At 57.7% G+C, this 26,950-nt stretch carries 27 protein-coding genes; 15 read left to right on the forward strand and 12 right to left on the reverse strand.

The features are described 5' to 3' along the window. The first annotated feature begins 14 nt into the window (after nt 1-14). From RUM8411_RS06600 to RUM8411_RS06630, 7 genes are read left to right on the forward strand one after another with little or no spacing between them, the layout of a single operon-like run. Nucleotides 15-857, forward strand: coding sequence for a TRAP transporter small permease subunit (locus tag RUM8411_RS06600; protein WP_234995145.1), 843 nt, complete (start codon nt 15-17; stop codon nt 855-857). Next, a complete protein-coding gene (locus RUM8411_RS06605) occupies nt 857-2,479 on the forward strand; it encodes a TRAP transporter large permease (protein ID WP_085821884.1) in 1,623 nt (540 codons plus the stop codon). Before RUM8411_RS06600 ends, RUM8411_RS06605 begins: the two co-directional genes overlap by 1 nt. Before the next feature lie 10 nt (nt 2,480-2,489). After that, nucleotides 2,490-3,440, forward strand: coding sequence for a phytanoyl-CoA dioxygenase family protein (locus RUM8411_RS06610; RefSeq protein WP_085821885.1), 951 nt, complete (start codon nt 2,490-2,492; stop codon nt 3,438-3,440). Between the two features lie 24 nt (nt 3,441-3,464). Further along, a complete protein-coding gene (locus tag RUM8411_RS06615; RefSeq protein WP_085821886.1) occupies nt 3,465-4,460 on the forward strand; it encodes a Gfo/Idh/MocA family protein in 996 nt (331 codons plus the stop codon). Nucleotides 4,461-4,502: 42 nt separating this feature from the next. Next, nucleotides 4,503-5,405 carry an NAD(P)-dependent oxidoreductase gene (locus RUM8411_RS06620; protein ID WP_143534839.1) on the forward strand — a complete coding sequence of 301 codons (903 nt, stop codon included), beginning with the start codon at nt 4,503-4,505 and terminating at the stop codon, nt 5,403-5,405. 3 nt (nt 5,406-5,408) lie between these two features. After that, a complete protein-coding gene (locus RUM8411_RS06625; protein WP_085821888.1) occupies nt 5,409-6,290 on the forward strand; it encodes a DMT family transporter in 882 nt (293 codons plus the stop codon). Continuing rightward, the gene (locus RUM8411_RS06630; protein ID WP_085821889.1) at nt 6,287-7,150 is read left to right on the forward strand and encodes a sugar kinase; all 864 of its coding nucleotides are present in this window, start codon (nt 6,287-6,289) and stop codon (nt 7,148-7,150) included. The genes RUM8411_RS06625 and RUM8411_RS06630 overlap by 4 nt, the downstream gene beginning before the upstream one ends. Here the strand turns inward: RUM8411_RS06630 and RUM8411_RS06635 are convergent. Next, nucleotides 7,137-8,333, reverse strand: a complete 1,197-nt coding sequence (locus RUM8411_RS06635; protein ID WP_085821890.1) for a mannitol dehydrogenase family protein — start codon at nt 8,331-8,333, stop codon at nt 7,137-7,139. The genes RUM8411_RS06630 and RUM8411_RS06635 overlap by 14 nt on opposite strands. Continuing rightward, complete coding sequence (uxaC, locus tag RUM8411_RS06640) at nt 8,334-9,698, reverse strand: glucuronate isomerase (protein ID WP_085821891.1); 1,365 nt, start codon at nt 9,696-9,698, stop codon at nt 8,334-8,336. Nucleotides 9,699-9,799: 101 nt separating this feature from the next. Between uxaC and RUM8411_RS06645 the strand changes: the two genes are divergently transcribed. The 5 genes from RUM8411_RS06645 (at nt 9,800) to RUM8411_RS06665 (ending at nt 15,123) form a co-directional block, all read left to right on the forward strand. Beyond that, nucleotides 9,800-10,816 carry a Gfo/Idh/MocA family protein gene (locus RUM8411_RS06645; protein WP_085821892.1) on the forward strand — a complete coding sequence of 339 codons (1,017 nt, stop codon included), beginning with the start codon at nt 9,800-9,802 and terminating at the stop codon, nt 10,814-10,816. Then, nucleotides 10,813-11,814 carry a Gfo/Idh/MocA family protein gene (locus RUM8411_RS06650; RefSeq protein ID WP_085821893.1) on the forward strand — a complete coding sequence of 334 codons (1,002 nt, stop codon included), beginning with the start codon at nt 10,813-10,815 and terminating at the stop codon, nt 11,812-11,814. Before RUM8411_RS06645 ends, RUM8411_RS06650 begins: the two co-directional genes overlap by 4 nt. Then, a complete protein-coding gene (locus RUM8411_RS06655; RefSeq protein ID WP_085821894.1) occupies nt 11,811-12,863 on the forward strand; it encodes a Gfo/Idh/MocA family protein in 1,053 nt (350 codons plus the stop codon). Before RUM8411_RS06650 ends, RUM8411_RS06655 begins: the two co-directional genes overlap by 4 nt. Then, the gene (uxuA, locus tag RUM8411_RS06660; RefSeq protein ID WP_085822025.1) at nt 12,860-14,041 is read left to right on the forward strand and encodes a mannonate dehydratase; all 1,182 of its coding nucleotides are present in this window, start codon (nt 12,860-12,862) and stop codon (nt 14,039-14,041) included. The genes RUM8411_RS06655 and uxuA overlap by 4 nt, the downstream gene beginning before the upstream one ends. Nucleotides 14,042-14,166: 125 nt before the next feature. After that, nucleotides 14,167-15,123, forward strand: a complete 957-nt coding sequence (locus RUM8411_RS06665; RefSeq protein ID WP_370738031.1) for an NAD(P)-dependent oxidoreductase — start codon at nt 14,167-14,169, stop codon at nt 15,121-15,123. Here RUM8411_RS06665 and RUM8411_RS06670 read toward each other — a convergent pair. Continuing rightward, on the reverse strand, nt 15,098-15,709 hold the full coding sequence (locus RUM8411_RS06670) for a TetR/AcrR family transcriptional regulator (protein ID WP_085821895.1): 612 nt from the start codon (nt 15,707-15,709) through the stop codon (nt 15,098-15,100). The two genes, RUM8411_RS06665 and RUM8411_RS06670, sit on opposite strands and share 26 nt — an antisense overlap. 112 nt (nt 15,710-15,821) lie before the next feature. Between RUM8411_RS06670 and RUM8411_RS06675 the strand changes: the two genes are divergently transcribed. Together RUM8411_RS06675 and RUM8411_RS06680 are read left to right on the forward strand one after the other, a co-directional pair. Beyond that, nucleotides 15,822-16,523, forward strand: coding sequence for a PspA/IM30 family protein (locus tag RUM8411_RS06675; protein WP_085821896.1), 702 nt, complete (start codon nt 15,822-15,824; stop codon nt 16,521-16,523). Nucleotides 16,524-16,566: 43 nt separating this feature from the next. Further along, entirely contained in the window at nt 16,567-16,857 is a 291-nt protein-coding gene (locus RUM8411_RS06680; RefSeq protein WP_085821897.1) for a YiaA/YiaB family inner membrane protein, read from the forward strand. Here RUM8411_RS06680 and RUM8411_RS06685 read toward each other — a convergent pair. Genes RUM8411_RS06685 through RUM8411_RS06705 form a run of 5 tightly spaced genes read right to left on the reverse strand, consistent with a single transcriptional unit; the run spans nt 16,854 to nt 21,907 of the window. After that, the gene (locus RUM8411_RS06685) at nt 16,854-17,828 is read right to left on the reverse strand and encodes a hypothetical protein (RefSeq protein ID WP_085821898.1); all 975 of its coding nucleotides are present in this window, start codon (nt 17,826-17,828) and stop codon (nt 16,854-16,856) included. The genes RUM8411_RS06680 and RUM8411_RS06685 overlap by 4 nt on opposite strands. Beyond that, the gene (locus RUM8411_RS06690; RefSeq protein ID WP_085821899.1) at nt 17,828-18,934 is read right to left on the reverse strand and encodes a GNAT family N-acetyltransferase; all 1,107 of its coding nucleotides are present in this window, start codon (nt 18,932-18,934) and stop codon (nt 17,828-17,830) included. The genes RUM8411_RS06685 and RUM8411_RS06690 overlap by 1 nt, the downstream gene beginning before the upstream one ends. Then, nucleotides 18,931-20,115, reverse strand: coding sequence for a hypothetical protein (locus tag RUM8411_RS06695; RefSeq protein ID WP_085821900.1), 1,185 nt, complete (start codon nt 20,113-20,115; stop codon nt 18,931-18,933). Before RUM8411_RS06695 ends, RUM8411_RS06690 begins: the two co-directional genes overlap by 4 nt. Then, a complete protein-coding gene (locus RUM8411_RS06700) occupies nt 20,112-20,987 on the reverse strand; it encodes a HesA/MoeB/ThiF family protein (protein ID WP_085821901.1) in 876 nt (291 codons plus the stop codon). The genes RUM8411_RS06695 and RUM8411_RS06700 overlap by 4 nt, the downstream gene beginning before the upstream one ends. Next, nucleotides 20,984-21,907, reverse strand: a complete 924-nt coding sequence (locus RUM8411_RS06705; RefSeq protein ID WP_200818540.1) for a hypothetical protein — start codon at nt 21,905-21,907, stop codon at nt 20,984-20,986. The genes RUM8411_RS06700 and RUM8411_RS06705 overlap by 4 nt, the downstream gene beginning before the upstream one ends. A gap of 227 nt (nt 21,908-22,134) precedes the next feature. On the opposite strand from RUM8411_RS06705, the gene RUM8411_RS06710 reads away from it, so the two are divergent. After that, the gene (locus tag RUM8411_RS06710; protein ID WP_143534841.1) at nt 22,135-22,605 is read left to right on the forward strand and encodes a putative molybdenum carrier protein; all 471 of its coding nucleotides are present in this window, start codon (nt 22,135-22,137) and stop codon (nt 22,603-22,605) included. An 81-nt stretch (nt 22,606-22,686) separates the two neighbouring features. Here RUM8411_RS06710 and ugpC read toward each other — a convergent pair whose 3' ends face one another. Genes ugpC through ugpB form a run of 4 tightly spaced genes read right to left on the reverse strand, consistent with a single transcriptional unit; the run spans nt 22,687 to nt 26,852 of the window. After that, nucleotides 22,687-23,742: a sn-glycerol-3-phosphate ABC transporter ATP-binding protein UgpC gene (gene ugpC, locus RUM8411_RS06715; protein WP_085821904.1), complete on the reverse strand. Its 1,056-nt coding sequence runs from the start codon at nt 23,740-23,742 to the stop codon at nt 22,687-22,689. A gap of 3 nt (nt 23,743-23,745) precedes the next feature. Beyond that, nucleotides 23,746-24,582, reverse strand: coding sequence for a sn-glycerol-3-phosphate ABC transporter permease UgpE (gene ugpE / locus RUM8411_RS06720; protein WP_085822027.1), 837 nt, complete (start codon nt 24,580-24,582; stop codon nt 23,746-23,748). A gap of 20 nt (nt 24,583-24,602) precedes the next feature. Beyond that, nucleotides 24,603-25,484 carry a sn-glycerol-3-phosphate ABC transporter permease UgpA gene (gene ugpA, locus RUM8411_RS06725; protein ID WP_085821905.1) on the reverse strand — a complete coding sequence of 294 codons (882 nt, stop codon included), beginning with the start codon at nt 25,482-25,484 and terminating at the stop codon, nt 24,603-24,605. Nucleotides 25,485-25,541: 57 nt separating this feature from the next. Further along, nucleotides 25,542-26,852, reverse strand: a complete 1,311-nt coding sequence (gene ugpB / locus RUM8411_RS06730; protein WP_085821906.1) for a sn-glycerol-3-phosphate ABC transporter substrate-binding protein UgpB — start codon at nt 26,850-26,852, stop codon at nt 25,542-25,544. Nucleotides 26,853-26,950: the final 98 nt, after the last annotated feature.

Consider the following 26,950-nt stretch of genomic DNA (forward strand, 5'->3'; position numbering starts at 1 on the left):
CGAAGGGATAAGCGATGCAACGATCAACAGGCGGGTTGGTGGAATGGCTGGTGCCTTTGGCATTTGTCGCAACGGCCAGTTGGCTGGTCTGGCATTTGCCCGCGTTTTTGCTGGACTGGCTGCCCTATACGTCTGAGTCTCTGAAAGGTCAGGTCGAAGAGATTTACCTGCGCAGCGATGTGACCCCGAACATGCCCGGAGTATTCGGCGCGCATATCGACATGATCGATATCATCGCGCTTGTTCTGTTGCCGATACTTGCCGTTGTCGGCACGCGCACGGTGCGTCTGGCGGCCATGGAATACGGCGGCTCCAGCGGCATTGATCGCTTTGCCCTGTTCATCGGGCGCGTCACCATGATGATGATTGCGATCATGACCATTGTGATGCTGTACGAAGTGTTCATGCGCTACATTCTGGAAAAGCCGACCGAATGGGCCAACGAGATGACCCTTTGGTTTGCCAGCTTCGTCTTCCTGATGTCTGGCTATTACGCCATGCAACAGCGCAGCCACATCCGGATCTTCCTGCTCTACGATTCAGTGCCACGCTGGCTGCAACGTGTCTTTGACACAATTTCAACTGTCCTGATCGTCATGTTCGCCTTCTTTCTGGTCTATGGAAGCTACAAGCAGGTCTTCGTGAATAAGCTATACAAATGGGAGCTTTACGGCTCGGCCTTCAACCCTCCCATTCCGGCGACGCTGCAGCCAATGGTGCTGATCGTGATCACACTGGTGGCCATGCAGGCTATCGTGAACCTGTTCGCCGATTGGAACAAAGAACCCGAGATTCACACCGACGAACCGGATGACGAAGAGATAGAAATGCTCAAGAAAGCGGTGGGACAAGACTGATGGACATTGGAACAATTTCACTGATCCTGATGGTCGCCCTGATCGTGCTTTTGGCGATTGGGATGCCATTGGGTCTGGCGTCTGCGTCGCTTGCGGTTCTGGTCCTGGTTCTGAAGTTCGAACCGACCCTTCTGTTGAATCCGTTTTCCTTCGGCGACGGAATGCTGACCGGACGCCCAGGAACTGGGCCGCTGTATATTCTGGCACAGAAAATATATGGGCTTTTAACGGATTACGTCCTCATATCCGTGCCGTTGTTCATTTTCATGGCATCCCTGCTGGAACGGTCCGGTATCGCCAAGGACATGTATTCCTCTCTGAATATCTGGCTGTCGCGCACACGGGGTGGGATCGCAATTGTCACCTCAATCATGGCGGTGATCATGGCGGCCATGTCCGGGATCATCGGGGGTGAGGTGGTTCTGCTGGGGCTGATCGCCCTGCCCCAGATGCTGCGGCTTGGGTACAATCAGAACCTGGCGATTGGGGTGATCTGCGCTTCGGGCTCATTGGGTACGATGATCCCGCCGTCGATTGTTCTTATTATCTATGGCCTGATCACCGAAACCTCGATCAAGTCGCTGTTCACCGCGTCCTTCATCCCTGGCTTCATGCTGGCGTCGATGATCATCCTCTACATCGTGGTCCGTACCCGGCTGAACCCCGACGACGCCCCTTTGCCCGAACCGGACCCAAGCGATCCCGAGCCCGTCGAAAAGCGCAAGCTGTTTGGTGCGTTCCTAAGCATCGTCGTCGCCGGGTTTTCGACAACGCTGTTTATCCGCGCGGCCTTTTTTGAGCTGTCGGGATCAAACGCTGCAAGTCAGGGTGAACCCGCCCGGCTTGGGACAATTGATCACCTGCCCTGGTTTGCGGGGATTACCATCGTCGCGCTGCTTCTGATCTTTTTTGTCTTTGGCAAAGAGCGCGCAAAGATCGGGTGGGACATGGGCAAAGGACTTGTTGCCCCGCTGGTCGTGATTGGCGTTGTTCTGGGATCGATCTATGGTGGGATTACCGGGATCACCGAGGCCGCCGGCATGGGGGCCTTTGCCGTTCTGGTCATTGCCTTCCTGCGTGGCGAAGGCTCGTTCGAGCTGGTGTGGGACAGTCTCATGCGCACGCTCAAATCCACGGGCACGATCATTTGGGTCACCATCGGGGCTGCGGCGTTGGCCGGTGCGTATACCATCGCCGGGGGGCCGCAATACGTGGCCGATCTGATCGTCGGGCAAGAGCTGCCGACAATGCTGGTTATTCTGGTGATGATGCTGATCCTTCTGTTCATGGGGGCCTTCATGGACTGGGTCGGTATCGTACTGCTGATCATCCCGGTCTTCCTGCCCATCGTCCTGCGCCTGCCCATCGAAGAGATCGGCCTCATCGGGCAGCTGGAATCCAGCCAGGTGGCCATCTGGTTCGGGGTAGTTTTCTGCATGAACATGCAGGTCAGTTTCCTATCACCCCCGTTTGGCCCGGCCGCATTTTATCTCAAATCCGTGGCCCCGCCGCATATCAGTCTGACAGACATTTTTCGCGGCTTCCTGCCCTTCATTGGTATTCAGTTGGTGGCCCTGTCGATCCTGCTGATCTGGCCAAGCATAATTGCATTGCTGCTGTAGGAGCCATCCAATGCTGACACAGGACCAAATCTTACAGTTCCAAACCAACGGATATCTTGTGGTGCCTGATGTGATCCCCTCAGACATCCTTAAGGCGGTCAAAGACGAATATTCCGCTCTGCTCGACGGACTATATGACGGGTGGTATTCGCAAGGTCTGGTTGAAACACCCCCCGACTTGCTGGATTTCTGGGGCAAGCTGCTGACCGCTTATCAGGCTGGCTGCGATTACTTTCAGCCGATGGACATTTCGCTGCCCGGTGACCGGATCATGGCAGACACCCCGTTTCACATCGGCCCCGCCGTGTTTGACATGCTGACTGCAGACCCTCTTTTGGACGTTGTCGAATGTATTATCGGCCCCGAATTGACCAGCAACCCGATACAGCATGTGCGCCTGAAACCGCCGGCCACGCAGTTATCCCAGGACGAGGTCCGTGCGCATATCACTGCAACCGACTGGCATCAGGACCGAGCCGTTGCGCTGGAAGAAGCGGATCGAACCGAGATGGTCACCGTCTGGATCGCGGTTAACGATGCCACCATAGACAACGGATGTCTGCAAGTGCTGCCGAAAACAGCAGATCAGGATATCCTGCCCCACTGCGCCCGTACCCAGACCGGAATCGCAGACGGATTCATCGACGAACACAGCGCGGTACCGCTGCCGATAACGGCCGGGGGCGTCGTGTTGTTTCATCCACTTACGCCGCATGCTTCGCTGACCAACACCACTGATGCTTTTCGTTGGTCATTTGACATCCGTTACAGCGCAACCGGTCAACCCACGGGCCGAGGCCATTTCCCAGAGTTCGTGGCCCGATCCCGCACCAACCCAGAAACCGTATTGCGGGATTGGACCACCTGCAAAGCCCAATGGGAAGCCGCCCGTACCCGCCTTGCGGGACTGGCGCATATAGACATTCACCGGTGGCGCTCGGATTCACCCTATTGCGCCTGAAGGCCCACATTTCGGAGGAATGATGTGAAACGTCTTCTTGTCGTCGGTGGCGGGCTGATCGGCATCCGCCATGTCCACGCCGCGCAGGCGCATCCGGATTGCGTTCTGGTCGGGCTTGCTGATCCGGACAGATCCATAAACACCGATGCCCCGCGTTTTGACGCGATGGAAGATGTCGATTGCCCCGTCGACGGTGTGATCATCGCCACACCAACACATCTGCACACAGCCCATGGCATACAAGCGGCCGAACGCGGGTGGCATATGCTGATCGAGAAACCTGTGGCAGGAACAATCGAAGACGCAAACCTGCTGGGCCAAGCGGTGGCCAGTGCGCAGGTGTCGTCGCTGGTGGGTCACCATCGCCGGTATCACAATTTGGTTCAGCATCTGAAATCCGTTCTGGCCGATGAGAGGATCGGACAGGTCATCACCGTTTCGCTGATCTGGGCGATGCGCAAACCAGATGCCTATTTCGACCAAAACTGGCGCACATCTGGCGGTAGTCCGGTCATGATCAACCTGGTGCATGATATTGATCTGCTGCGATTTGTGATCGGTGAGATTTCAGATGTTGCGGCATTGCGCGGATCATCTGTCCGAGGCAGCACACGGGTGGAAAGCGGTGCCGTTGCTTTGGCGTTTGAATGCGGTGCCACGGGGACGATCAGTTTTGCCGATACAGCGCCCAGCCCCTGGGGGTTCGAGGCGGGAATAGGCGAAAACCCCAACATCGGCACCACCGGGCAGGACATGATGTGGATCACGGGCACCAAGGGCGCGATCAGCTTTCCGTCGATGACCCTGTGGCACGGCGAAGACTGGGGCATACCCGCCCAGCAGATACCGCTGGAGCTGACCAGCAATCCGGGCCGACCGCTCGATGCTCAACTGGACCATTTTCTTGCGGTGATGGACGGTGCAGACCCTTTGACGGACGTCGCGGACGCGGCGCAAACCCTGGCCGTTGCCATGAAGATCGAACAGGAACTGGCCGCTCAGAAAAATCGCCGAATGTAACACTATGGGGCCTGATAAAGACCTCACACCGATCAACGAGACTTGGAAGGACACCCGATGAGCAAACCGTCTATTGGATTTATCGGCTTGGGAATGATGGGGGGGGCGATGGTCAACCGCCTGCAGGACCGCGGCTATGATGTCACCGTGTTGGGCAATCGGGATCGCACCTATTTGGATGCCGCCATTGCGCGCGGCGCGACCGAGGCTGCAACTGCCCGCGAACTGGCCGCTGCCAGCGACATCGTCATGCTATGTATGGGTACCTCGGAACAGGTCGAGGGGCGCATGCGCGGACCGGACGGCGTGCTTGCCGGATTGCGAAAAGGCGCGGTAGTTATCGATTTCGGCACCTCTCTGCCCGGCAGCACAAAACAGCTTGCGGCTGAGGTATCCGAAACCGAGGGGCAATACTTGGATGCTCCGCTGGGGCGCACCCCGTCGCATGCGCTGGATGGTCAGCTCAACATCATGACCGCCGGTGACAAGGTGGCATTCGATGCGATAGAGCCGGTGCTGAAGGACCTTGGAGAAAACGTGTTCTACCTGGGTGCGTCAGGTTCTGGACACACGATCAAGTTGATCAACAATTTCTTTGGAATGACCGTGGCCAATGCCATGGCCGAAGCGTTTGCCATGGCGGATGTGGCCGGGGTCGAACGCGACCAGCTGTACGATGTCATGGCAGCGGGCCCACTGCATTCGGGGATGATGGATTTTGTCAAAGCCTATGGCGTCGACAATGACCCCAACCAGCTTGCGTTTGCCATCAAGAACGCCGCCAAGGATCTGGGCTATTACGCGCGCATGGCCGAAGAAAGTGGCGTCAACAGCGTCATGTCCACAGGCACCTTGGCTGCGCTAAGCGACGCACGCGATAGTGGGCAGGCAGACGAAATGGTAAGCCAGATGGTCGACTATTACGCCAAACGGTTCCAAGGCTGACCTATGGCTGTCGCTGCCAAATCCACGGCAGACCTGCCACGGCTGGGCATCTTATTGATGCTGCTGGCCTGGCTGGCGTTTTCCGTTGTGGACTTGGGTGCTAAGTGGCTGGCTGTAGCCGGCCTGCCAGCGGCACAGCTGGCGTTCATGCGATACGCTGGCCACTTCGTGATCTCGGTTGGTGTGATCGCAAAAGGTGGCCTGGAGGCGGACCGATTCAAGACAGATCACCCCTGGCAATTGATCAGTCGGGCGATGCTGCTGATCTCGGCCACTGTTCTGAATTTCTACGCCTTACGGTTCCTACCGCTGACCGTGGTGTCGGCCATCATGTTTTCCAGCCCGGTGATCGTCTGTTTTCTGTCCTTTTTTGTGTTGAATGAAAGGGTTGGACCTTGGCGTTGGGCCGCAATTCTGCTGGGTTTTGTCGGCGTTCTGGTGGTGGTGCGTCCCTTTGGAACTGCTTTTCACCCAACCATGTTGCTGATCATCTACAACGCAACCGCGTTGGCTTTGTATTCGATCATGACGCGAAAGCTGTCCGGTATAGTTGCGGTTGATACCATGCAGTTCTACTTGGGCCTGACGGGCACATTTATTCTGCTGCCCTTTGCGGTGTGGTCGTGGATTCAGCCTGCCACAAACTGGGGCATGGTCGTGCTGATCGGGCTGGGCGTTCTGGGCTGGGGCGGGCACCAATTGCTGACAAATGCGCACAGGTTCGGTACCGCCAATCAGTTGATGCCGTTCACCTACTCGTTCCTGATCTATGTCGCCCTCTGGGGTTACCTGTTCTTTGGCACGGTACCCGACGGTGGTACCATTTCAGGAGCTTTGCTGATTATGTGCGCCGGGCTGATCATTTGGAAACGAGAACAGAGATGACGCGTATTGCCTGCATCGGCGAGGCCATGATCGAATTGTCGATCACGCAGGCTGACGCGCAAGTTGGCGTCGCGGGTGACACGCTGAACACTGCCATTTATGCCAAACGTCTGGCTCCGGATCTGGAGGTTGACTACATCACGTGCCTCGGGGACGATCCGATGTCCCAGCGGATTTTCGACTTTATTTCTGATCACGGCATCGGCACCTCGGCCCTTGGCACGATCCCCGGCGCCTCGCCTGGCCTTTATGCCATTACAACGTCAGAGGCTGGTGAGCGCAGTTTCACCTATTGGCGCAGTGAATCCGCAGCCCGGAAACTGTTCGCGGATTGCGATTTTGGCGTTCTGGCCAAATATGACGCGCTGTACTTGTCGGGGATATCGGTGGCGATCCTGCCGCATCCGGTCAGGCTGGCACTTCTGGATTGGTTGGCAGCAAACCCTGTCAAACTGATCTACGACAGCAACTACAGACCCAAACTTTGGGACAGCGTTGAACATGCCCGGCTGGTCACGTCACTTTTGTGGCAAAGGGCAGATATCGCTTTGCCCTCAATCGATGACGAGATGACCTTGTTCGGTGAGACCGCTGATCAGGTGATCGACCGCTTTGCCAATCCTACCGTTGTCGGCGCTTTAAAACGCGGCGAAAAAGGCCCCCTTTCGATCGGCCAGATTGTCCGGCAATCCTATGCCCCTGTCGCCCATGTCGTCGATACAACCGCCGCCGGAGACAGCTTCAACGGTGGGTACTTGGCCGCTCTGCTGTCTGGGCGATCCCAGGAACAGGCACTTATGGCGGGGCACCAGATGGCCTCGGTCGTGGTGCAATACCGGGGCGCAATTATTCCCGAATAAGCGGTGCCAGGTCCTCGGCCCCAACAAGGGCCAAAAGCCCGGATGTTGGGTCTGCGCACTGCGCGGCTTGGGCGATCTGGGTTGATTTGGGATCGTTCAAAGACCGTCCCTGCGCCGTTTCCGAAACGCAATAGTCGATCCAGGTCCGCACGCCCTGAATGACGGGTTCTGATCCGGTTTCCCGCAGTGTTTCGATGAACCGGTATGGCACTTTTTGGCTGCCATCCATGGCTATCTGGTCCAGTCGATGCTGCAAATCCGGGTTCTCGAACCGCGCCATCAGAGCTGAGGCATAGCCCGGCACCTGGTCCTGAACCTGCTTTGGCAGCGTCGAACCCGCGTCGGCCATCAGCTGCCCAACAAGATTGCGCAGAGCCTGATCCCGGATGGCCTCGTGGACAAAGGTATGGCCGCGGGCCAATCCTGCATAGGCCAGCAAAGAATGCGCGCCGTTTAGCATGCGCAGTTTGCGCAGCTCGTGCGGGGCAACATCGTGAACAATCTGGACCCCAGGCCAATCCGGCCGGGTCCCGGCGAAACTATCCTCGATCACCCATTCTGAAAACGCCTCGGTCGGCACAGCCATAGGATCACCACAGATTGCCCGCACGGCGTCCGTTGTCGCAGGGGTAATCCGGTCGACCATCGCGTTCGGGACCCGCACGATGTCCCATTCGATGCTCAGCCCGGCGATCTGGGCAAAACGAAACACGGCCGCTTGCAGCGCCCTACCATTTTCAACACGATTATCGCAGCTCAGCACCGTTACAGGCCTCGTGCGTTCCGCAAGCCCATGTGCCAAAAAGCCGATCAAGGTCGAAGGTTTCTGCCCGCTCAGATCCGCGATGATCGCGGGATCGTGTTCATCAAGTTGCCCTGACGGCTCCAGGTGATAACCTTTCTCGGTGACAGTGGCCGAGATTACATCAGCGTCCTTCATAGCCCGAAGAACCGCCATCGGGTTTTCCGGCGCAACCAGCACGTCCTGCAAAACAGTGACTCGACGCACGCCTTCACCATGCACGCACAGGTCATAATCAAATCCCTGTTTCGCCAGGCCGTCCCGGACCGCAGGTGAGCGCAGGCTGACACCCACCACATCCCAACCGCCTGCCTGATCGGTGTAATCCAGCAAATGAGCACGCGCGAAATTACCCAAGCCAAAGTGGAGGATACGACCCATCTATGCCTCCAACCCGTAAACCCGACGCGCCAGATCCGTTGTCAGTAACCGTGACAGATGTTCCGCGCTGTCGCGCCCGAAATAGCCTTTTTCAACTTGTCGCGCCAAATGGAGCGCAACGCCGCGGCGCCACAAATCGTGACGCGCCGGGATCGACAAAAAGGCCCGTGTGTCGTCATTAAATCCCGCCAGGTTAAAATACCCTGCTGTTTCAACCACCTGATCAAAGTAACGCGCTATCCCCGCGGGGCTGTCGTGGAACCACCAGGGTGGACCAATCCTGAGGCACGGCCAGTGCCCCGCCATCGGGGCCAGTTCGCGCGCATATGTTCCTTCGTCCAGCGTGAACAGAATGATGCGCAAGTCTGGTTCGTTACCAACCCGGTTCAGCAAAGCCTCAAGGCCCCGTACCCAATCCATCGCGATGGGGATATCCGCGCCTTTGTCGCGCCCGAAATCCTGCATCACCGCTGTATTTGTATTGCGCTTGCTACCAGCGTGGATTTGCATGGTCAGGCCGTCCTCGACCGACATCTGCGCCATCTCGATCAGCATATGACCATAGAATTGCTGTGCGTCTTCAGGCGTTCCTTGCTGTTGCCGCAGACGTTGAAACAGTTTGTCTGGGTCGTCCAACCACTCTGTATGGACCAGTTCGATGCCGTGATCCGTCGCAGTTGCCCCCATCTGAATGAAAAACTGGCGGCGCAGGCGTAAAGCCTCAAGATATCCTTGGTAGTTGCCCGTATCGCACCCGGTCAGAGCCCCAAGCTGTTTGAGGTTCGCTGCAAAACTCGGATCGGCCCCGTCCAACACACCATCGGGGCGAAAGGTCGGAACAACGCGCCCGTTCCAGCCGCTTTCCCTGATCTCAGCGTGATGCGACAGCGTATCCAGCGCGGAATCCGTTGTGGCCAGTACCTCGATGTTGAACTGGTCGAACAAAGCCCGCGGGCGGAAGGCGTCCTGTGTCAGACAATCGGCGATCTGGTCATAGATATCATTCGCAGTTTCAGGCGATAAATCCTGTGTTATCCCCAACGTTTCTCGCAACACGTAGCTGATCCAGATACGCGAGGGCGTTCCCAGAAACAGATCCCAATGCCGGGCGAATAACCTGAGAACCTGGCGCGGATCGGCGGTGTGCCCCTTAGGTCCGACGCCAAGCTCGTGCAAGGGAACACCCTGCGAATACAGCATCCGAAACACGTAGTGATCCGGCACCACCAACAGCTCGGCCGGGTTTGAAAAGGGCACGTCCCTGGCAAACCATTCGGGGTCGCAATGCCCATGCGGAGAAACAATCGGCAGTTCCTTGATGCCCTGGTAAAGCCCGTCAGTCAAATCCGATAATTGTCCCGCCATTGCCCCTCTTTCATATGTCTCTGCACATGTTAACATTCTTTTTGCCGCCCGCATCTTTTCGATGCAAAATCAGGCGATAAAATGCGTGACCGGGGGGAACGATGAATATTGCTTTGATTGGCCTGGGTATGGTGGCAGGCACACATGTCGCGGCCATTCAATCCTCGGGGCGCGGTCTGAACCTGGCCGGCGTGTTGGGCCGTGACCCGGACCGGACGGTCGCTTTCGCGACCCAGCATAAAACGCGCGCTTACAACAGTGTAGAAGAGATCGCGCAGGATCCTGTCATCGACTTCGCCATTGTGGCAACGCCACCGGATCAACGCTTGCCACTGGTCCGCGCGCTTGCCACCGCGGGCAAACCCATCCTGATGGAAAAACCGATTGAACGGACGCTATCCGCCGCAAGGGAAATCGTCACCTTGTGCGAGGACGCATCGGTTCCTTTGGCCATCGTTTTTCAGCACCGGGCCCGCGCCGCCTCTGCCGCGTTGAGAACCGCGCTGATGGCGGGCGAACTTGGTGACATTGCCACGGTGGATATCCGTGTCCCCTGGTGGCGGGACCAAAGTTATTATGATGCACCAGGGCGCGGAACCTATGGGCGTGACGGTGGCGGAGTAATGATCTCGCAGGCGATCCATACGCTGGATCTTGCCATGTGGTTGCTTGGCCCGATCTCGTCGGTGCAGGCCTTGATGACCCAAACGCCGCTGCATCAGCTAGAGGCCGAAGATTGGGCCGGAGCCCTGTTCGAAATGGAATGCGGAGCCGTCGGTACGATGATGGCCACAACAGCTGATTTTCCGGGCAGTACTGAAACCATCACCATTCAGGGCACCAAGGCAAAGGCCCAGCTGGGATCCGGGGTTTTGTTGATCACCTATCTGGATGGGAAAACCACCAGCTTTGGCGAAACGGCGTCCACGGGCGGCGGCGCTGATCCGATGGCATTTACCCATGAATGGCACCAATCGGTGATCGAAGATTTTGCCCGCGCGATCACCTCGGGCACCACACCTTTGGCCGCTGCCCGCAGTGCGCTGCTGTCCCATGCCGTGATCGACGCCATGCAAACCGCCAGCCGGACTGGCCAGAGAACGAAAGTTGCCTCATGAGCCTGACCTGCGTCGCCCTTGGGCTGGACCACCGCCATATCTACGGCATGACGGAAAACATGGCGAAAGCTGGTGTCAGGTGCGTTGGCTATTGGACCCTAGGCGAACCCGCCATCCTGCCCGGCTTTGTCAAACGGTTTCCTGAGATACCGCGCCTGAACCAACTTGAGGACGCGTTGAATTGCGGGGCCGACCTTGCTCTGATTTCGGCCATTCCTGCTGACCGCGCTGATCTGACCGTTCAGGCGATGCAGCACGGTATGGATGTCATGAGCGACAAGCCCGGTTGCACCAGCTTTGAGCAATTGGACCACATCCGTCAGGCAGTATCCGACACGGGCCGAATATGGTCGGTCAATTTCTCGGAACGGTTCGAAACGCCGGTCAGCACATTAGCGTCCGAGTTGGTCGACTCTGGGGCGATCGGCAAGGTTGTCCAAACCATCGGCCTTGGCCCGCACAGGCTGAACCGGCTGACCCGGCCCGAATGGTTCTTTCAACGGGATCGCTATGGCGGCATTCTGACTGATATCGCCTCACACCAGATCGATCAGTTCTTGCACTACACTGGGTCAACCTCAGCTGAAATCACCAACGCTTTCGTCGCGAATTATGCCAACCCGGCAGATCCGGGTCTGCAGGATTTCGGCGAGTTGAACTTGCGCAGCGCGCAGGGCACCGGGTACATCCGGGTCGACTGGTTCACCCCGGACGCTTTGCCAAACTGGGGTGACGGACGGCTGACACTGCTTGGGACCGAAGGGTATATCGAGCTGCGCAAATACGTTGATGTTGGGGGTGCTGCAGGAACGGATCATCTGATCCTGGTCAACGGTGAGACCTGCAAGAAACAGGACGCGTCAGATGCAGGGCTGCCATACTTTTCGCGCCTCGCGCATGACATCAAGCACCGGTCTGAAACCGCGATGACGCAGGCGCATTGCTTTACTGTCATGGATTTGGCGTTGCGCGCGCAGGAAATGGCTGAGTCCCCATGATAAATATTGCAATCCTCGGGGCTGGTATCGGCAGCCAGCATCTGGACGCTCTGCGGCAGCTTGGTGGCGATTTTAGGGTTGCCGCCATTGTCGACAAGGACGTGGACCGGATCGAAAAGATCCGGGCGTCAAGCGACTTTGCGGCGATGACCGATATTGCCGACGCCCTTGCCGATCCACAAATCGACGTGATCGACATCTGCCTGCCGCCGCACCTGCATGTTCCGGTCACGTTGGATGCGCTGGCCGTTGGAAAGCATGTGGTATGCGAGAAACCACTGGCGACGTCGATGGCGGATGCAGACCGGATGAAGGCCGCAGCGAAACACGCCGGCAGGCAAATCTTTCCGGTGTTTCAGTACCGCTGGGGTCCCGCCTTTGCCCAATTGCGCCATCTGCAGACCACCGGTCTGACCGGGCAGATTCACACCGCTGCACTGGAAACGCATTGGTCGCGGGGGGCGGATTATTACGCCATCCCTTGGCGCGGCACATGGGAGGGGGAACGCGGCGGTGCCGTGTTGGGCCATGCCATCCACAACCACGACCTTCTGACCCATCTCGCGGGACCAGTCGCTTCGGTCTCGGCCATGGCCACGACGCGCGTTAACCCAATTGAAACCGAAGACTGCGCCGCCATCGCATTTAGCCTGACGTCTGGTGCATTATGCACCAGCAATATCACTCTGGGTGCTGCGACGGATGAAACACGCCTGCGCCTTGTGTTCGAACACCTGACCGCCACGTCCGGTGTTGAACCCTATGCCCCCGGTTCCGCGCCGTGGACATTTACCGCCCGCGATCCGTCCGATCAGGCGGTGATTGATGCGGCGCTGAACGCAGCACCCTGTGAACCTGCCGGGTTCCAAGGTTTTTTCACTGAAATTGCCAAGGCGCTGAACGGCGCCCCAAACGCGGCGGTCACGTTAGAGGATGGCATCGCGTCGGTTGCCCTTGTAACCGCGATCTATCACGCTGCGCGAACAGGTGATCGGGTGACCCTGCCAATCCCCCCTGACCACCCGCTATATCAAGGATGGTTGCCATGAAACAATGCTGGCGCTGGTTTGGACCGGATGATCCGATTGCCCTGCACGACCTTCATCAAGTCGGGGTCCAGGGGATCGTCACCGCCCTGCACCACATTCCACCTGGAACGGCCTGGGATAAGCAAAGCATCGCAGTTCGGCAGAACCTTCTGGCCACCGCCGGATATCAATGGGACGTGGTCGAAAGCCTGCCTGTGTCCGAGGCCATCAAGACACAATCGGCTGACATGTCCGTCCATCTCGCCGCATACAAATCCAGCCTGCAAGCCCTTGCCGATCGCGGCATTCAGGTTGTCTGCTATAACTTCATGCCGATCCTCGACTGGACGCGAACCTCACTACGCGCACCGCAATCCCATGGCGGGACAGCTATGTTATTCGATCTCACCGATTTCGCGGTGTTCGACCTGCATATCCTGAACCGGGACAATGCGGCGCAAGACTATTCCGAACATACGCGAGACGCAGCCTTATCCCGTTTTCAGGACATGACCGATCAAGCCAAGGTCACGTTGCAACACAACGTCACTGCCGGGCTGCCCGGATCAAACGATCAGTGGAGCGTTGAAGATGTCCGGGCGCTGCTTGGAACCTATAAGGATATCACCCCAGACCATTTGCGCGCCAACCTGATCGATTTTCTGGCCGAAGTCGCCCCGTTCGCGCAGGATCTGGGCCTGCGATTATGTTGCCATCCCGACGACCCGCCCTTTTCCCTGCTGGGACTGCCGCGTGTGATGTCCAGCACGGATGATTACGGAAAGGTCCTGAAGGCCGTCGATCTTCCGTCCAACGGGGCGACACTGTGCACCGGATCGCTGGGCGTGGCCGCTGATTTCGACGGCGCCGGATTTGTCCAGCGGCATGGCGCGCGCATTCACTTTGTTCATCTGCGCAACACCAAGCGGATTGCGGGATCAGACCTGGAAAAGCCCGACTTTTATGAGGCTGCACATCTTGAGGGTGATACCGATATGGTTGGTACTATCCGCGCGCTGGTGCAAGAACAGAGGCGGCGAATATCCGAGGGGCGCGTGGATTGGCAAATCCCGATGCGCCCGGATCACGGTCAGGAATTGCTAAGCGATCTGGGAGGACACAGCACGCCTGGCTACCCTTTGATCGGGCGTTTGCGCGGGCTGGCTGAGTTGCGTGGGATCCTGGCCGCCTGTGCCTGAAATCTATTTTCTTGCGTCACAGCGGCGTTCACCGTTTAGTAGAAGCACCTAAACGGGCAGCGGGGTGTCTTCCGGACCCGCCCGACGTCTTAACCGGCGTGTGAAATCCCCGTGAAATCCGATGCGTGCAGGCATCATTTTTCGAAACGTCGGCCTGCGCCGTTCGCAGCCGCAAAAAACGGGAGGTTTCCATGAAAACCGCAGGTGTAATTGGTCTTGGCGATATGGGCAGCGGCCTTGCCAAGAACCTTATCAAGAATGGTTTTGAAACATCCGGATTTGATCTGAGCGATACCCGAATATCCGCCTTTACAGAGATGGGCGGTATGGCCAAACCGTCCGTTGCTGAGGTCGGGACCCACGCCGCCTGTGTGTTCGTAATGGTCATGAACGGCGATCAGGCACGTGAGGTTATTCTGGGCGACAACGGGCTGGTTGCCAATATGGCCCCCGGCGGCACGGTTATCCTGTCTGCCACGATCAAACCACACGAAGCTGTGGCCATTGGCAGCGAGATGGCTGGCTCGGGCATCAATCTGATCGACACGCCTGTTTCGGGCGGGTTTCCCGGCGCGCAGGGCGGCACGTTGACGATGATGGCGGCTGGGCAGCCGGACGTGCTGGACCAGAACGCCGATGCGATGCAGGCCGTCTCGGCCACAATCCACCGGGTTGGAACAAATCCCGGTGACGGTCAGACTGTGAAAGCCTGCTTGCAATCGCTGATTGGCTCGATTTTTTCAGCCACCTTCGAGGCTGCCGCGCTGGCCGCCAAAGCCGGCGTCAGCGGTGAGGTTCTGCTGAACGTGTTCGCCTCGTCCAGTGCCGGTTGCGGAGTGGTTAACAACGCACTTGAAAAAATCATCGACCGGCAGTTTGTCGGCACCGGCAGTCATATCGCAACTATGCACAAAGACCTGACAATCTCACTTGAGCTGGCCACCCAGCTTGGGGTCCCGATGCAAACCGCTTCTTCTGCGATGCAGGTATTTCATGCGGGCAAGACCAAATACCCCGAAGGTGACAACTGGATCTGCACCCGTGTCATCGAAGAGATCATTGGCGCCGAGCTGCATCGCTGAACCGAAGCCCACGCAGGTATTGTCGGACGAACTCGGATAGCTCAAACCTAAGAGCTTCCGGATCCAGAGCGACAAACCGGCCTTCAAGCGACAGTTTGACGATCCCATGAACGGCGGAAAATACAGTCCGTGCGCGCAAGGCCAACGCCTGATCGTCCAATTCCGGAGTGATCCGGGACAGCGGCTTGACAACTTCAGCGATCAGCAGCGCGTGTTCGTCCAGGTGCCAATCTGGAACAGACACATCGGGCGGCATGTGATGATCGAACAAAGCCGCCCACAGGTTTGGGTTCGCGGTGCCAAACTCCAGGTAAGCCAGCGCCAGAGCCAGCACCCTTTCTTCCGGCACTTCGGTTGAGGCTGACGCCTGCTGCAAAGACGTATGCAACCGCGCAAGTGTTCGGGAATTCACCGCCAGAACCAAAAGGTCCAGATCCTCGTAGGCATTATACAAGCTACCCAAAGCACATCCCGCGTCTTTGGTAACGTCACGGGCGCGCAAGGCGGCCAATCCTTGGGTTCTGATCCTCTCTTCGGCCGCATTCAGAAGATTCTCCTTCAGAATTTCTCTTTTTGTTTTAGCCACTTACACCTCCGGTTTCGATTTTTTTGAACGGCGTTCAATTTTATTCTTGAACAACGTTCAGGAATATTGCACATTCACCTCATGAACATTGTTCATAAACGAGGAGCCAAAGATGTTCAAACAATTTGCCACATTGTTAAGAGGCCGGGCTTTTGAGGCAGCGACCGTGGTAACAGATCGCCACGCCTTGCCCATTCTGCGCCAGCAAATCAGGGATTGCGCCCATGCGGTCCAAATGTCCCGCAACGCCGTCGCCGTTACGATGGCGCAGAACGAGCAAGAAAAGAAACAGCATGACCGGTTGACCCTGCAGATCGCGGACCTCGAAACACGTACGCTGGATGCATTGCAGAAAAACCGCGAAGATCTGGCGCGTGACGCGGCCGAAACCATCGCCCACCTAGAGGCTGAACGCGACGTGTCCACTCAGGCTCAGGCCCGGTTCGACACGGAAATTGCCCGGCTGCGCACTGTCCTGCGCGAAGCCGAAACCCGGTTGCGGCAGTTGCAGCGCGGCCAACGTCTGGCCGCTGCCACCGACAAAACACAGCGCCTGCAACAGGTGGCCCCTGACAGCGGTTTATCCACCCTGCGCGAGGCCGAAGAAACGCTGCAACGATTGCAAAAGCGTCAAGGCGAGATGGATGCAACAGCCCGCGCCATGACCGAGTTGGAAACAACCGGTTCGGCGGAAAACGTCCAGGATCGTCTGGCCGAGGCCGGCTGTGGTCAACCCCTGCGGTCTAGCACTGACGACGTGCTTGAGCGCCTGAAGAAGAAGGCGCAGAAATCCGGGAAATCCAAATCAAGCTGACGTGAATAACCCAACGTAACATACTGAAAAAAGGAATATTAAAATGAACAGCGAAGAAAACCTGAACCTGCCCCAGTCCAACGCGTGGAACATGTTCACCATCATCTCATTTGTGGTTGCCGCAGGAATGATGGCCGGTGGCATATACTTTCTCGAAGCAAGCTTTGCGGCAAAAGGCTTTTATTCAATGTCCGCGCTGATGCTGGTGCACACCACCGTATCGATCACCAAAACCCTGCGCGACCGTGAAGAATCTCAGCGTCTGCACAACAGGATCGAGGACGCAAAGACCGAGAAGCTGCTGAAAGAGGTTGGCGACAATATCGCTGCCTAAACGATGACATCGCGCAAGAACAAGCGCGTGCGGCTGGGGGTGGTTCCGTTTGCGACCCCCAGCCGCAAAGTATTGAACAACACCCGGTCTTTCGGGATAGCGAACCGGTCCGACACTGCTTTGCGCGTCGCCGCATCATCTGCCAGCGCCGCAGCAGGCCACCCCACGAGGCCGCGCGCGCTGGCCAGAAGCCATGATCGATAGAACGCACGCCCCGCATCAACATTCGACTCGTTGGCTGGCCAGTGAAACAACGCCATCGCCGCTGCTCCGCGGCTACGCGCGGCCTCACCGGACAAGCTTGGACCCAGGCCCAACAGGGACAGCAATTCAAAAAGGCCTGTTCCCAGGATCGCAGGTACGATTTTGGCAGTCATGCCACCCATGGCCAAAACCTCTCGGTTCAACCCGTCCCTGTCATACCCCACAGAATCTTTGCGCAACCGCATCCAGCTCAGCAACTCGGTCCGGAATGGTTTTGACTGCATCACCCGGGCCGAGGCGATGTCGATTTGTGCCGCAAGCCAGTCGATTTGCTCCTGTGCCGTCACCAATGTCATGTGATCAGCCTGCCAGTTCTGAAAGGCTGTCGGGCCCGTCGGCGCAAACCCCGCCCGATGCGTCAGGCGCTGTCCCATCTGCGCGGCCAGTGCGGCATCTTCAGGATTGACCTCACCGCCTGGCATAACCCGAGCAATCGGGCGCAGGCCGTTTTCATCGGGTGCGGTCAAGAGGGTGGCGTTTCCCCCAACGCCATGCGCCGCCAACGCCAAAACCGTGGCTTCGACCGCAGCCCCACAGGAGACCTCAAGATCACGATCGGTTGGATCACCGATGGGCAAACGTCGAGAGAGATTGGCCAGGATCTCGATCCCTCCGTCGCGCAGCGACCACCGCGCCGGTTGCGTGTTATGGGCTGAAGGCGCAAGCATTGCTTTGGCCACGACCGAATGGAACTCTGTCTGATCCATCACGACAGCTCCTTGGAAAACAGATGCAGGCGATGCAAAGGCTTGGCACCGGCTTTTTCGGATTGCCGCAGGCTGGCGCGGTTTTCATCGGCAATCCAGGTGCCACCAACGGTTTTATAGCCCGCAGCAATCATTTCGCGCGCCATCTCACCCAGCATCAAAGGGTTGACGGACTGACTCTGAAACTCGGGCATGACACCCTGAAAGATCACCACGGCACGATCCCGGTGCGCCTTGTAATGCAGATAGTGCCAGGGCAAAGACAGGCGCAATCGGGATCCCAACCGCCGCAGCAGCGGGTTTAGATCGGGGATAGCAATCACAGCGCCCGCAGGCTTGCCCTGGTAATGCACGACTTTAGAAATCCGCGGGTCCATGATCCATTTCAGGTCTTTCGCCTGAAAGTTGAACTCTTCGGCCGAGACAGGCACGAACATCGGGTTGTCCCTGAAACTTTGGTTCAGAATGGTGCGGGCGTCCTCTAGCCGCTCAGCAATGGTGGAACGATTGACTGGCGCGAAGGCAAACCCCTGCCTTAACAAATGCGCACGTTGCGAATCTGACAACACCTTCGGGGCCGGGTGACTGTCGAGCCGCAATTCGAACGTGGTCATCGGAAAATGGCGGATGTACCCATTTGCCTCAAGCAATTTGGGCAGGTGCCGCGGGGCCCATATCTGGTCGGTATAAGGCGCATGGTTGAAACCGTCTGTCATCACCCCGGCCTGCTGCATCGCGGTCAGGTTAAAGTTTCCGGTCAGCCGCGTCATCCCCATGTTGCGGGCCCAGTTCTCGGCCGCCACAAGCAGGGCTTCCGCCGTCTCACCATCATCCGCGCAATCGAAAAAGCCAAAACATCCCCGCGCTTCATGATGCAGGTCGTTTGAGGCCTGATGCAGATGGGCCGTGATCCGGCCAACGGGCTGCCCACCCCGCAGAGCGGTGAAATAGGTATAGCGTGTGGCGTCCGGGAACATAGGGTTCTTAGTTGACAGAAACCGCTGCAAATCGGCCTTCATGGGCGACACGTAAGGCGTATCTGTACCATAAGCGTGGAATGGGGCCGCAAAAAAGCTGGGAAAGTCGCGTTCTTTTATCTCGATCATCTGTGCCCCGCGGTCATAAGGATGCGCGCCATCCGCTGAACAGCGCGCAAACCTGCGCCCGAGCTATCCAATACAGCGATGTCGGGACTGTTGAGCATCGCCACACGGAAAGGATCGGCGGACAGCAGAACGGCATGTGTGGCATCGAAACGGGAAAACAGCCAGTTGACCTGCTCATCACCCGTCGTCCCCAACTGTAGAACCGGCGTTTCATCAAACCGCGCGCGCAGGTCGGTCAGGTTCATATCCGACAGATCGGGCTCTGCCACCAGAACCGCATCCGGAGCGCCCGCTGCACGGCGCAGCAACGCCATGCTTGCCTCGGGTCCTTGACCGTCGGCCTCGGCAATCTCGCGCAATGCGACAAGCTGCCGATCTTCGGTCCGTAGGGCAGTTGCTGCCTGCCAGATCGCAAGCAGAACAAGGGCTGACACTATGACCGCCATCACCTGCAGACCCGCCCGCAAATCCATCGGCACAAGCCCGGCCAGGATTAGCGTCAGCAAACTGGTCACAGCAAAAACAATCACAAAACCACGCAGAATGTCCCGTGCGGTGACCGCAGGTCGGTTCAGACTGATCGACAACCAGCACAGGACCAGCACCGCCACACCGCCCAGCCGAACAGGGACATCCACCGTCGGAAACCGCATGTAGTCAGTGGCAAGAAAGGGCAGGATCAGCAGAAAAGACAGGCTCATCTGGTTGATGGCGCTGTTTTCGGTGGTCGACAGGCTGCCGTGATCCCTGCGTTGAACGAGCAAGGCCACGCCTACCAGTCCCACCAATTGGAACAGCAGCATGCCGAACAGTCGCCAGACCTCAAGACTGCTGAACTGCAGCAGCCCCAACAGGGCAAAGGCAACCGCGCCCCAGGCGCAGGTCTGTTTCAGGATCGCTGGAGCATGACGACGCAGCAAACCTTCGGCCAACAACAGCGCGGCCAAAGGGACCAAAGCCGCGCAACAGTTTGCGACAACTGAAAAGAGCCATCCCCAACCACCCCAATGGCCGATCCGGGCCAGCATCAGGATGGCAAGCACCCACAGGCAGAACCGGAACCGACTGGCGATCTCTGGGCGTTGCACAATTTCCCCCAGGCGCAGAAGAACCACCACCGCGCCCAACGCAGCACACAAAGACACCCAGGCGTCCGCCAAAAAGCTCGCCCCGCCTGTCATGACGCCAGGAGCCTGTTCATCTGCCGTCGGACGAGTGGACGCATCACGGCGGCCACCAGGCCAGGCAGTGGTCTTTCGATTCTGCCGCTATGAGGGTTCAGAAACCAGCCGCGAAAATCTGCGCCGTGGGGGCGGCCCAGAACGGCGTTCAGGGCCTCGCCGCCCATCAGGGTCCCCGCCATGATCACCATCGGCGCAAAGGACATGCGGCTGCGAGTGCCGGCAATCACCTCACCGGCCAGCGCCAAATCGACGTGATGCCGGGACGAGGAATGCGTCAGCACATACTCGGCCTCAGCCGCTGAAGCTGCCGCGTTCATGTCTTGAGTCAGCGCGTTCCAGCCCGTGCCTTGGGTTGGGTATGCCAGCCGCTCTTCCGGCATCGGATCGCCCGGCGTGGTGACATAGACGGACGGCAGCGGTGAGGCATAAGCGTCAATCACAGTGCGCGCTTTAGCTCGCGCCGTGCGATACAACAGCAGGCTGGCCGCAAGATCATCGGTGCCGTTGATCACCACATCCGCTTCCTCGACCAGACGATCCACATGGTCGGACCAATCGGCGCCCAGCACCTCGATCTTGGCCTCGGAGTTAATCTGCAGGCATTGATCCCGCGTGGCCATGGCCTTGTCCTGATCAACCGTTTTCAGCGTCGCGAACAGTTGGCGGTTCAAGTTAGACACCTCAAAACTGTCCAGGTCCGCAAGGATCAACCGCCCCACCCCGGCTCGGATCAGGTTCATGATGGCACTGCCGCCCATCCCCCCTGTACCACAAACGAAAACGCAGGAATCGCGCAGGGCGACCTGCTCGACCTCAGTGACAAAGCCAAAATTGCGCGTTGTGAATTCCTGGTATGAAAAATCCGTCATTCGTTTTTTTCCCTTGGCCGCAGGATGCCGAATTCCCGCTGCGTATCCGCCCATTGCCACAGAGGCATCGCCAGTCGTTGCAAGACTGCAGCGCCCACGGCCAGCGTCAGCGCGGCAAAAGACCCGCGCGGGACGTCGCGCCCGACATAGGACAGCGCGGTTGGCGTATCCATCTGACCCAGCTGCAAAATGTCATCGCCGCGATCGTAATCCAGTTGATCGCGGCAGAAATCGTTGACCGCCTGATCCCGGTGTTTCGGGGCCTCGGCGAGGGTTTTTTTCAGGTGATCCGACCCGCCGGTATAAGCGTTGGTGATCACAAAGCGATCCTCGTCGAAACCGGCCTCATCCCCGACGCCAAACACATTGCGGTGCTGGCGCATGATGCCACGCCCCAACAGCAGATGCAGAAGGCTGCGCCGGTTTTGCACGCCACCTTCAGGTGTCGGGAACACCCGGGCAAATCCGGTTCCGACCAACCCCACAACCGCAGGCACCTGCGTCACGTTTGATATCCAAAGCGGCCGCATACCATTGCGAAACAGCATAAGAACGCAAGTCAGGCCATACAGCACCCAACTTAACCCCTGACTGCGCAGGCTCGGGTCCACCATCACCAGCCCCAGATGCAGCACCTGTTCAGAGCGATGCCCCAGATCGACATCCATCAACGCCAGTGCATTAAAGGCCACAGGCGTCTGATCGGCGCGGCGTGTGACCAGAGTAATCACGGACTGCCCAAGCCGGTCTCGATCCCCAGCAAAGACCCCATAGCTGAGCTCTCCTGCTGGGAGCGTCTTGGATGCCACCTGACGCAAGTCGGCAACCAGTTTGTCCAACTCTGACGGTTGCATCCACAGGCCTGGCCGTTCAACAATCCGAACCGCGTAGCCTCCGGAGGCCTTCAACCGGATATCCATATACCGCTGCCCAGCGGCGCTTATTATGGCGCTTAGCAATGCCTGTTCCTGTAATTGACTGCCTGCGGGCAGTTTTAGTTTTGTTTAGACAGCGCCTTTCAGCAGCGCCATCCCTGCTGGCCCATGAAGGATCGTATGCCCGACCAATGCAAGTGCAGAATTCCACCGGAAACGCCTGATTTGCCGAAAACTTACCACTTCGCTAGGTTTGTCAAAAGACGAGAGGCATGAGTATGAAGATCGTCTCAGGCGGACAAACGGGGGTGGATATCGCGGCATTGGAATTTGCCCGCGAGAACGGGCTGCCCTATGGCGGCTGGGTGCCCAAAGGCCGAACGAATGAAGCGGGCCGCATCCCAGATCGGTTCAGTGGTCTGGTCGAAACGCCCACAGAATCAGTATCTGAAAGAACAAAGCGTAACGTCGTCTTTGCTGACGCCACGCTGATTTTTATCGATGGCTCAACCAGCCCCGGCACTTTGCAAACCGTTGATTTCGCGATCGACGCGGGGAAACCGCATCTGATCGTCGATCTTAGGGGTGGCACAGATACTTGCGCTCAACAGGTACGGGTCTGGTTAGCTTCGACCCCAATAGAGGTTTTGAACATCGCAGGCCCGAGGGCATCCGAGGCACCGGGGGTCGGAGCACGTGCGCGTGCGGTACTTGATCAGATCTCCGACAGGCTGAGCGGTTGATTCCCAGCCGAGATCCGATGCACGTATGGGGTCCAGCTGGCCCTTTGTGAACTGCGTGGCCGGTCGGGATCGTCAGCGCCTTTACACCCCCAGCCTGTTGCCGCTTGTCGGATCAAACAGGTGCATATGTGCTGCAAGCACCGAGAACCGCATAAGGGGGTGTTTCTCTTCGATCGGATGAACGCCCGGCAGGCTGATCGTGATGGCATCGCCGGTTGCTGTCAGGTGCCCGTGCAACAGAGTGTTTGCCCCCAAGGGTTCGGCAATTTGAATCGACGCTTCCAATGGGCCGTTATCGTCCTGCACCAGATGCTCGGGGCGGATACCCAGCTTTACCGCACCGTGTTCACCCTGAGACGGGCCCACAACTACCCCACTGACGCTGATTGATCCGGCATCGCGCGTGGCGTCAAAGATATTCATGGCAGGGCTGCCGATGAACTGCGCGGCAAACAAGGTCTGCGGTGTTTCATAGACCTCAAGCGGGGTTCCGATCTGCTCGGCAATTCCACCGTTCATCACGATCATCCGGTCAGCCATTGTCATGGCTTCGACCTGATCGTGGGTCACATATAGCGAGGTGACCCCCAACTTCTCTTGCAGCTCGCGGATTTCCAGACGCATCTGAACCCGCAGCTTGGCATCGAGGTTTGACAAAGGTTCGTCAAACAGGAAAACCGCAGGCTCACGCACAATCGCGCGCCCCATGGCCACCCTCTGGCGCTGCCCGCCCGACAGCTGCCGGGGCTTGCGGTCCAGCAGCGGCTCAAGCTGTAACAGCTTGGCGGCGTCGGTCACCTTCTGATCAATCTGATCCTTCGGCAGACCTGCAATCTTCAGCCCGTATCCCATATTCTGACGCACAGACATATGCGGATAGAGCGCGTAGTTCTGAAACACCATCGCGATATCGCGGTCCATCGGCTCTTTTTCATTGGCGCGCTCGGTCCCGATCCTGATCTCACCGGCGGTCACGGTTTCAAGCCCCGCAACCATGCGCAGCAATGTCGACTTGCCGCAGCCCGATGGGCCGACGATTACGATGAACTCACCATCTTGGATATCGACATCGATACCGTGGATCACATCCGTCGGTCCAAAGCTCTTCTTGATGTCTTGAAGGGTTACTGTAGCCATTTCTTATTTCTCGCTATCGACAAGGCCGCGTACAAACAGCTTTTGCATGGACACCACAACAATGACCGGCGGTATCATCGCCAGGATGGATGTGGCCATGATCACCGGCCAGTTGGCGACATCATCACCGGATGGGAACATTTGCTTGATGCCCATCACGATGGTGTTCATTTCGGGGTCAGTGGTAATCAGCAGCGGCCAGAGGTATTGGTTCCAGCCATAGATAAACAGGATCACAAACAGCGCCGCAATATTTGTGCGGCTCATCGGGACAACGATATCGATAAAGAACCGCATAGGTCGCGCGCCATCCACGCGGGCCGCCTCGGCCAGTTCATCCGGGATTGTCAAAAAGAACTGGCGGAACAAAAAGGTGGCCGTGGCCGACGCGATCAAGGGGAAGATCAAGCCGCCATAGCTGTTCAGCATTCCGAAACCGGCCACCACTTCAAACGTCGGAACGATGCGCACTTCAACGGGCAGCATGAGCGTCAGGAAGATCAGCCAGAAAAACGTCGTGCGTCCGGGAAACTTGAAATAGACAATCGCAAAGGCCGACAGAAGCGAGATCGCGATTTTGCCGACCGCAATCCCGATTGCCATCACCAGGCTGTTGAACAGCATCGTTGCAACGGGAACGTTCACCCCGGAAAACAGCGCCGCCTTGTAGTTTTCCCAAAACTGATCCCCTGGCCAGATTGGCATCGGCGGTCTGACGATTTCGGGTTGCGAAACCGTCGAGGCAACAAAGGCCAGCCAGATCGGAAAGAAGATAACCAGCACCCCAAGGATCATCAACGCATGCGTCAGCCAGATGCCGGCACCCCGTTTTTCGACCATACCGTGTTGTTGGGCAGCCATCAGTAATGCACCCTTTTCTCAACGTACTTAAACTGGATCACGGTCAACAGGCCCACCACGATCAACAAAATAACCGACTGCGCCGAGGATGAGCCCAAATCCTGCCCGACAAAGCCGTCGGAAAACACTTTGTAGACCAGAATGGTCGTCGCTTGTTGCGGTCCGCCCCCGGTGATCGTGTGGATCACCCCGAAGGTTTCGAAGAACGAATAAACCACGTTCACGACCAGCAGGAAAAACGCAGTTGGCGACAAAAGCGGCAGCACAATCGTAAAGAACCTGCGCCAGAAATGCGCGCCATCAATCGCGGCTGCCTCAATCACAGAGCGCGGAACCGATTGCAACGCCGCAAAGAAGAACAGGAAGTTATAGCTGATCCGGCCCCAGGCCGAGGCAACAACAACCAGACCCATCGCTTCGGTCCCGTTCAGCACGTGGTTCCATTCATAACCAAGCTGACTGAGGTACCACGAAATGACACCCACCCGTGTGTTGAACATGAACAGCCACAACACACCGGCAACAGCCGGCGCAACGGCGTAGGGCCAGATCAAAAGCGTGCGGTAGGCGCCTGATCCTTTGATCAGCCGGTCCGCGATCACCGCAAGAAACAGGGCTGGGATCATCGAGCACAATGTGACGAGGGTAGAGAAGATCGCTGTCGTCAGGAACGAGGCACGGTAGAATTTGTCGCTAAGAAGAAATTCAAAATTACCCAGTCCAACGAACTGGGAAGACAGGCCAAACGGGTCCGGAATAAAAAGAGACTGCCAGATCGCCTGCGCCGCCGGGTAAAAGAAGAAAACGGCAGAGATGATGACCTGTGGTGCAATCAGCACAAGCGGCAGCAGCCAGCCGCGAAAGGTTACGCGTTTTTCCATCTTGGGGGCCTAGGTGCAAAGATGGCGGGCTCCGAAGAGCCCGCATCTGTTTTGGTTTTACTGGTTGGCGGATTCGAAACGGCGCAACAGGCTGTCTCCGCGCTCTTTGGCGCTGTCCATTGCTTCTTGTGCGGTTTTGTCGCCTGACCAGACGGCCTCCAGCTCTTCATCGATGATGCCGCGAATCTGGTCAAAGGACCCAAGGCGCAGACCTTTTGAGTTTGCTGTTGGCTCTTTGGCCGTCATCTGGATCACAGCGATGTCGGTGCCAGGGTTGCTGTCGTAGAAACCGGAGTCCCGGGTGACAACACCGGCTTCGGCGGTGATGGGCAGATACCCGGTATTCTGGTGCCAGTCCGCCTGCACATTGGCCGAAGACAGGAAGCTCAGAAACTCGCCGACCCCTTTGTACTCGTCGGCCTCATGCCCTTCCATAACCCACAGGGATGCACCCCCGATGATGGTATTCTGCGGCTCGGCTGTCAGGGCTTCCCAATATGGCAGTGGGCGCACGTCAAATTCAAACTCGGCTTCGGAACTGATACCCGCGTACCCGGCCGAGCTTTCGGTGAACAGCGCACATTCACCTGCGCGGAAGTTCGCACCGCCTTCGTTACGACGACCAGTATAAATGAACTTGCCATCTTTGGCCCAATCGCCCATCGCGGTCAGGTGCGCAACCTGCGCCGGGCTATTCAGCATTAATTCGGTGTCCAGGCCCGCAAATCCATTGTCCTGAGACGCAAACGGCACATCATGATAGGCCGAGAAGTTCTCCAGGTGGATCCAGCTTTGCCACGCAGTGACCAGCGGGCATTCCTCGCCACCAGCTTTCAGCTGATCCAGAACATCGCCCACCTTTTCCCAGGTCGACAGATCGGTGTCCGGGTCCACGCCAGCCGCCTGCATGGCGTCGCGGTTCACCCACAATACAGGGGTAGAAGAGTTGAAAGGCAGCGACAGCATATCGCCGTCGGTCGTGGTGTAATACCCTTTGACCGATCCGATATACGCATCGGGATCAAAAGACGCGCCGCTTTCAGCCATCACCTGGTGCACTGGTTTGATTGCACCCTCTGCTGACATCATGGTTGCGGTTCCCACTTCAAAAACCATCAGAATGTGGGGCTGCTCACCGGCCCGGAAGGCCGCGATACCCGCATTCAGGGTTTCCGAGTAATTGCCCTTGTGGCTTTCCACGATGACATACTCGCTTTGGCTGGCATTGAATTCCTCGACCTGGGCTTTCACAAGTTCACCCAAACGGCCAGTGAAGGCATGCCAGAACTGAACTTCGGTCTGCGCCATCGCCATGACCGGCGACAAGGCGGTTGAAACGGCAAGCGCGCCGAGAATGTGCTTATTCATGATCTCTCCCACGCATCACAAGGGATGCTTTTTTGTTAACACCATCTGCTTCGCGTAAACGGTGTACTTAATACTTTTACGACGTTATCGCCGAAAAA

This window comes from Ruegeria meonggei, from assembly GCF_900172215.1.
GTDB lineage: Bacteria > Pseudomonadota > Alphaproteobacteria > Rhodobacterales > Rhodobacteraceae > Ruegeria > Ruegeria meonggei.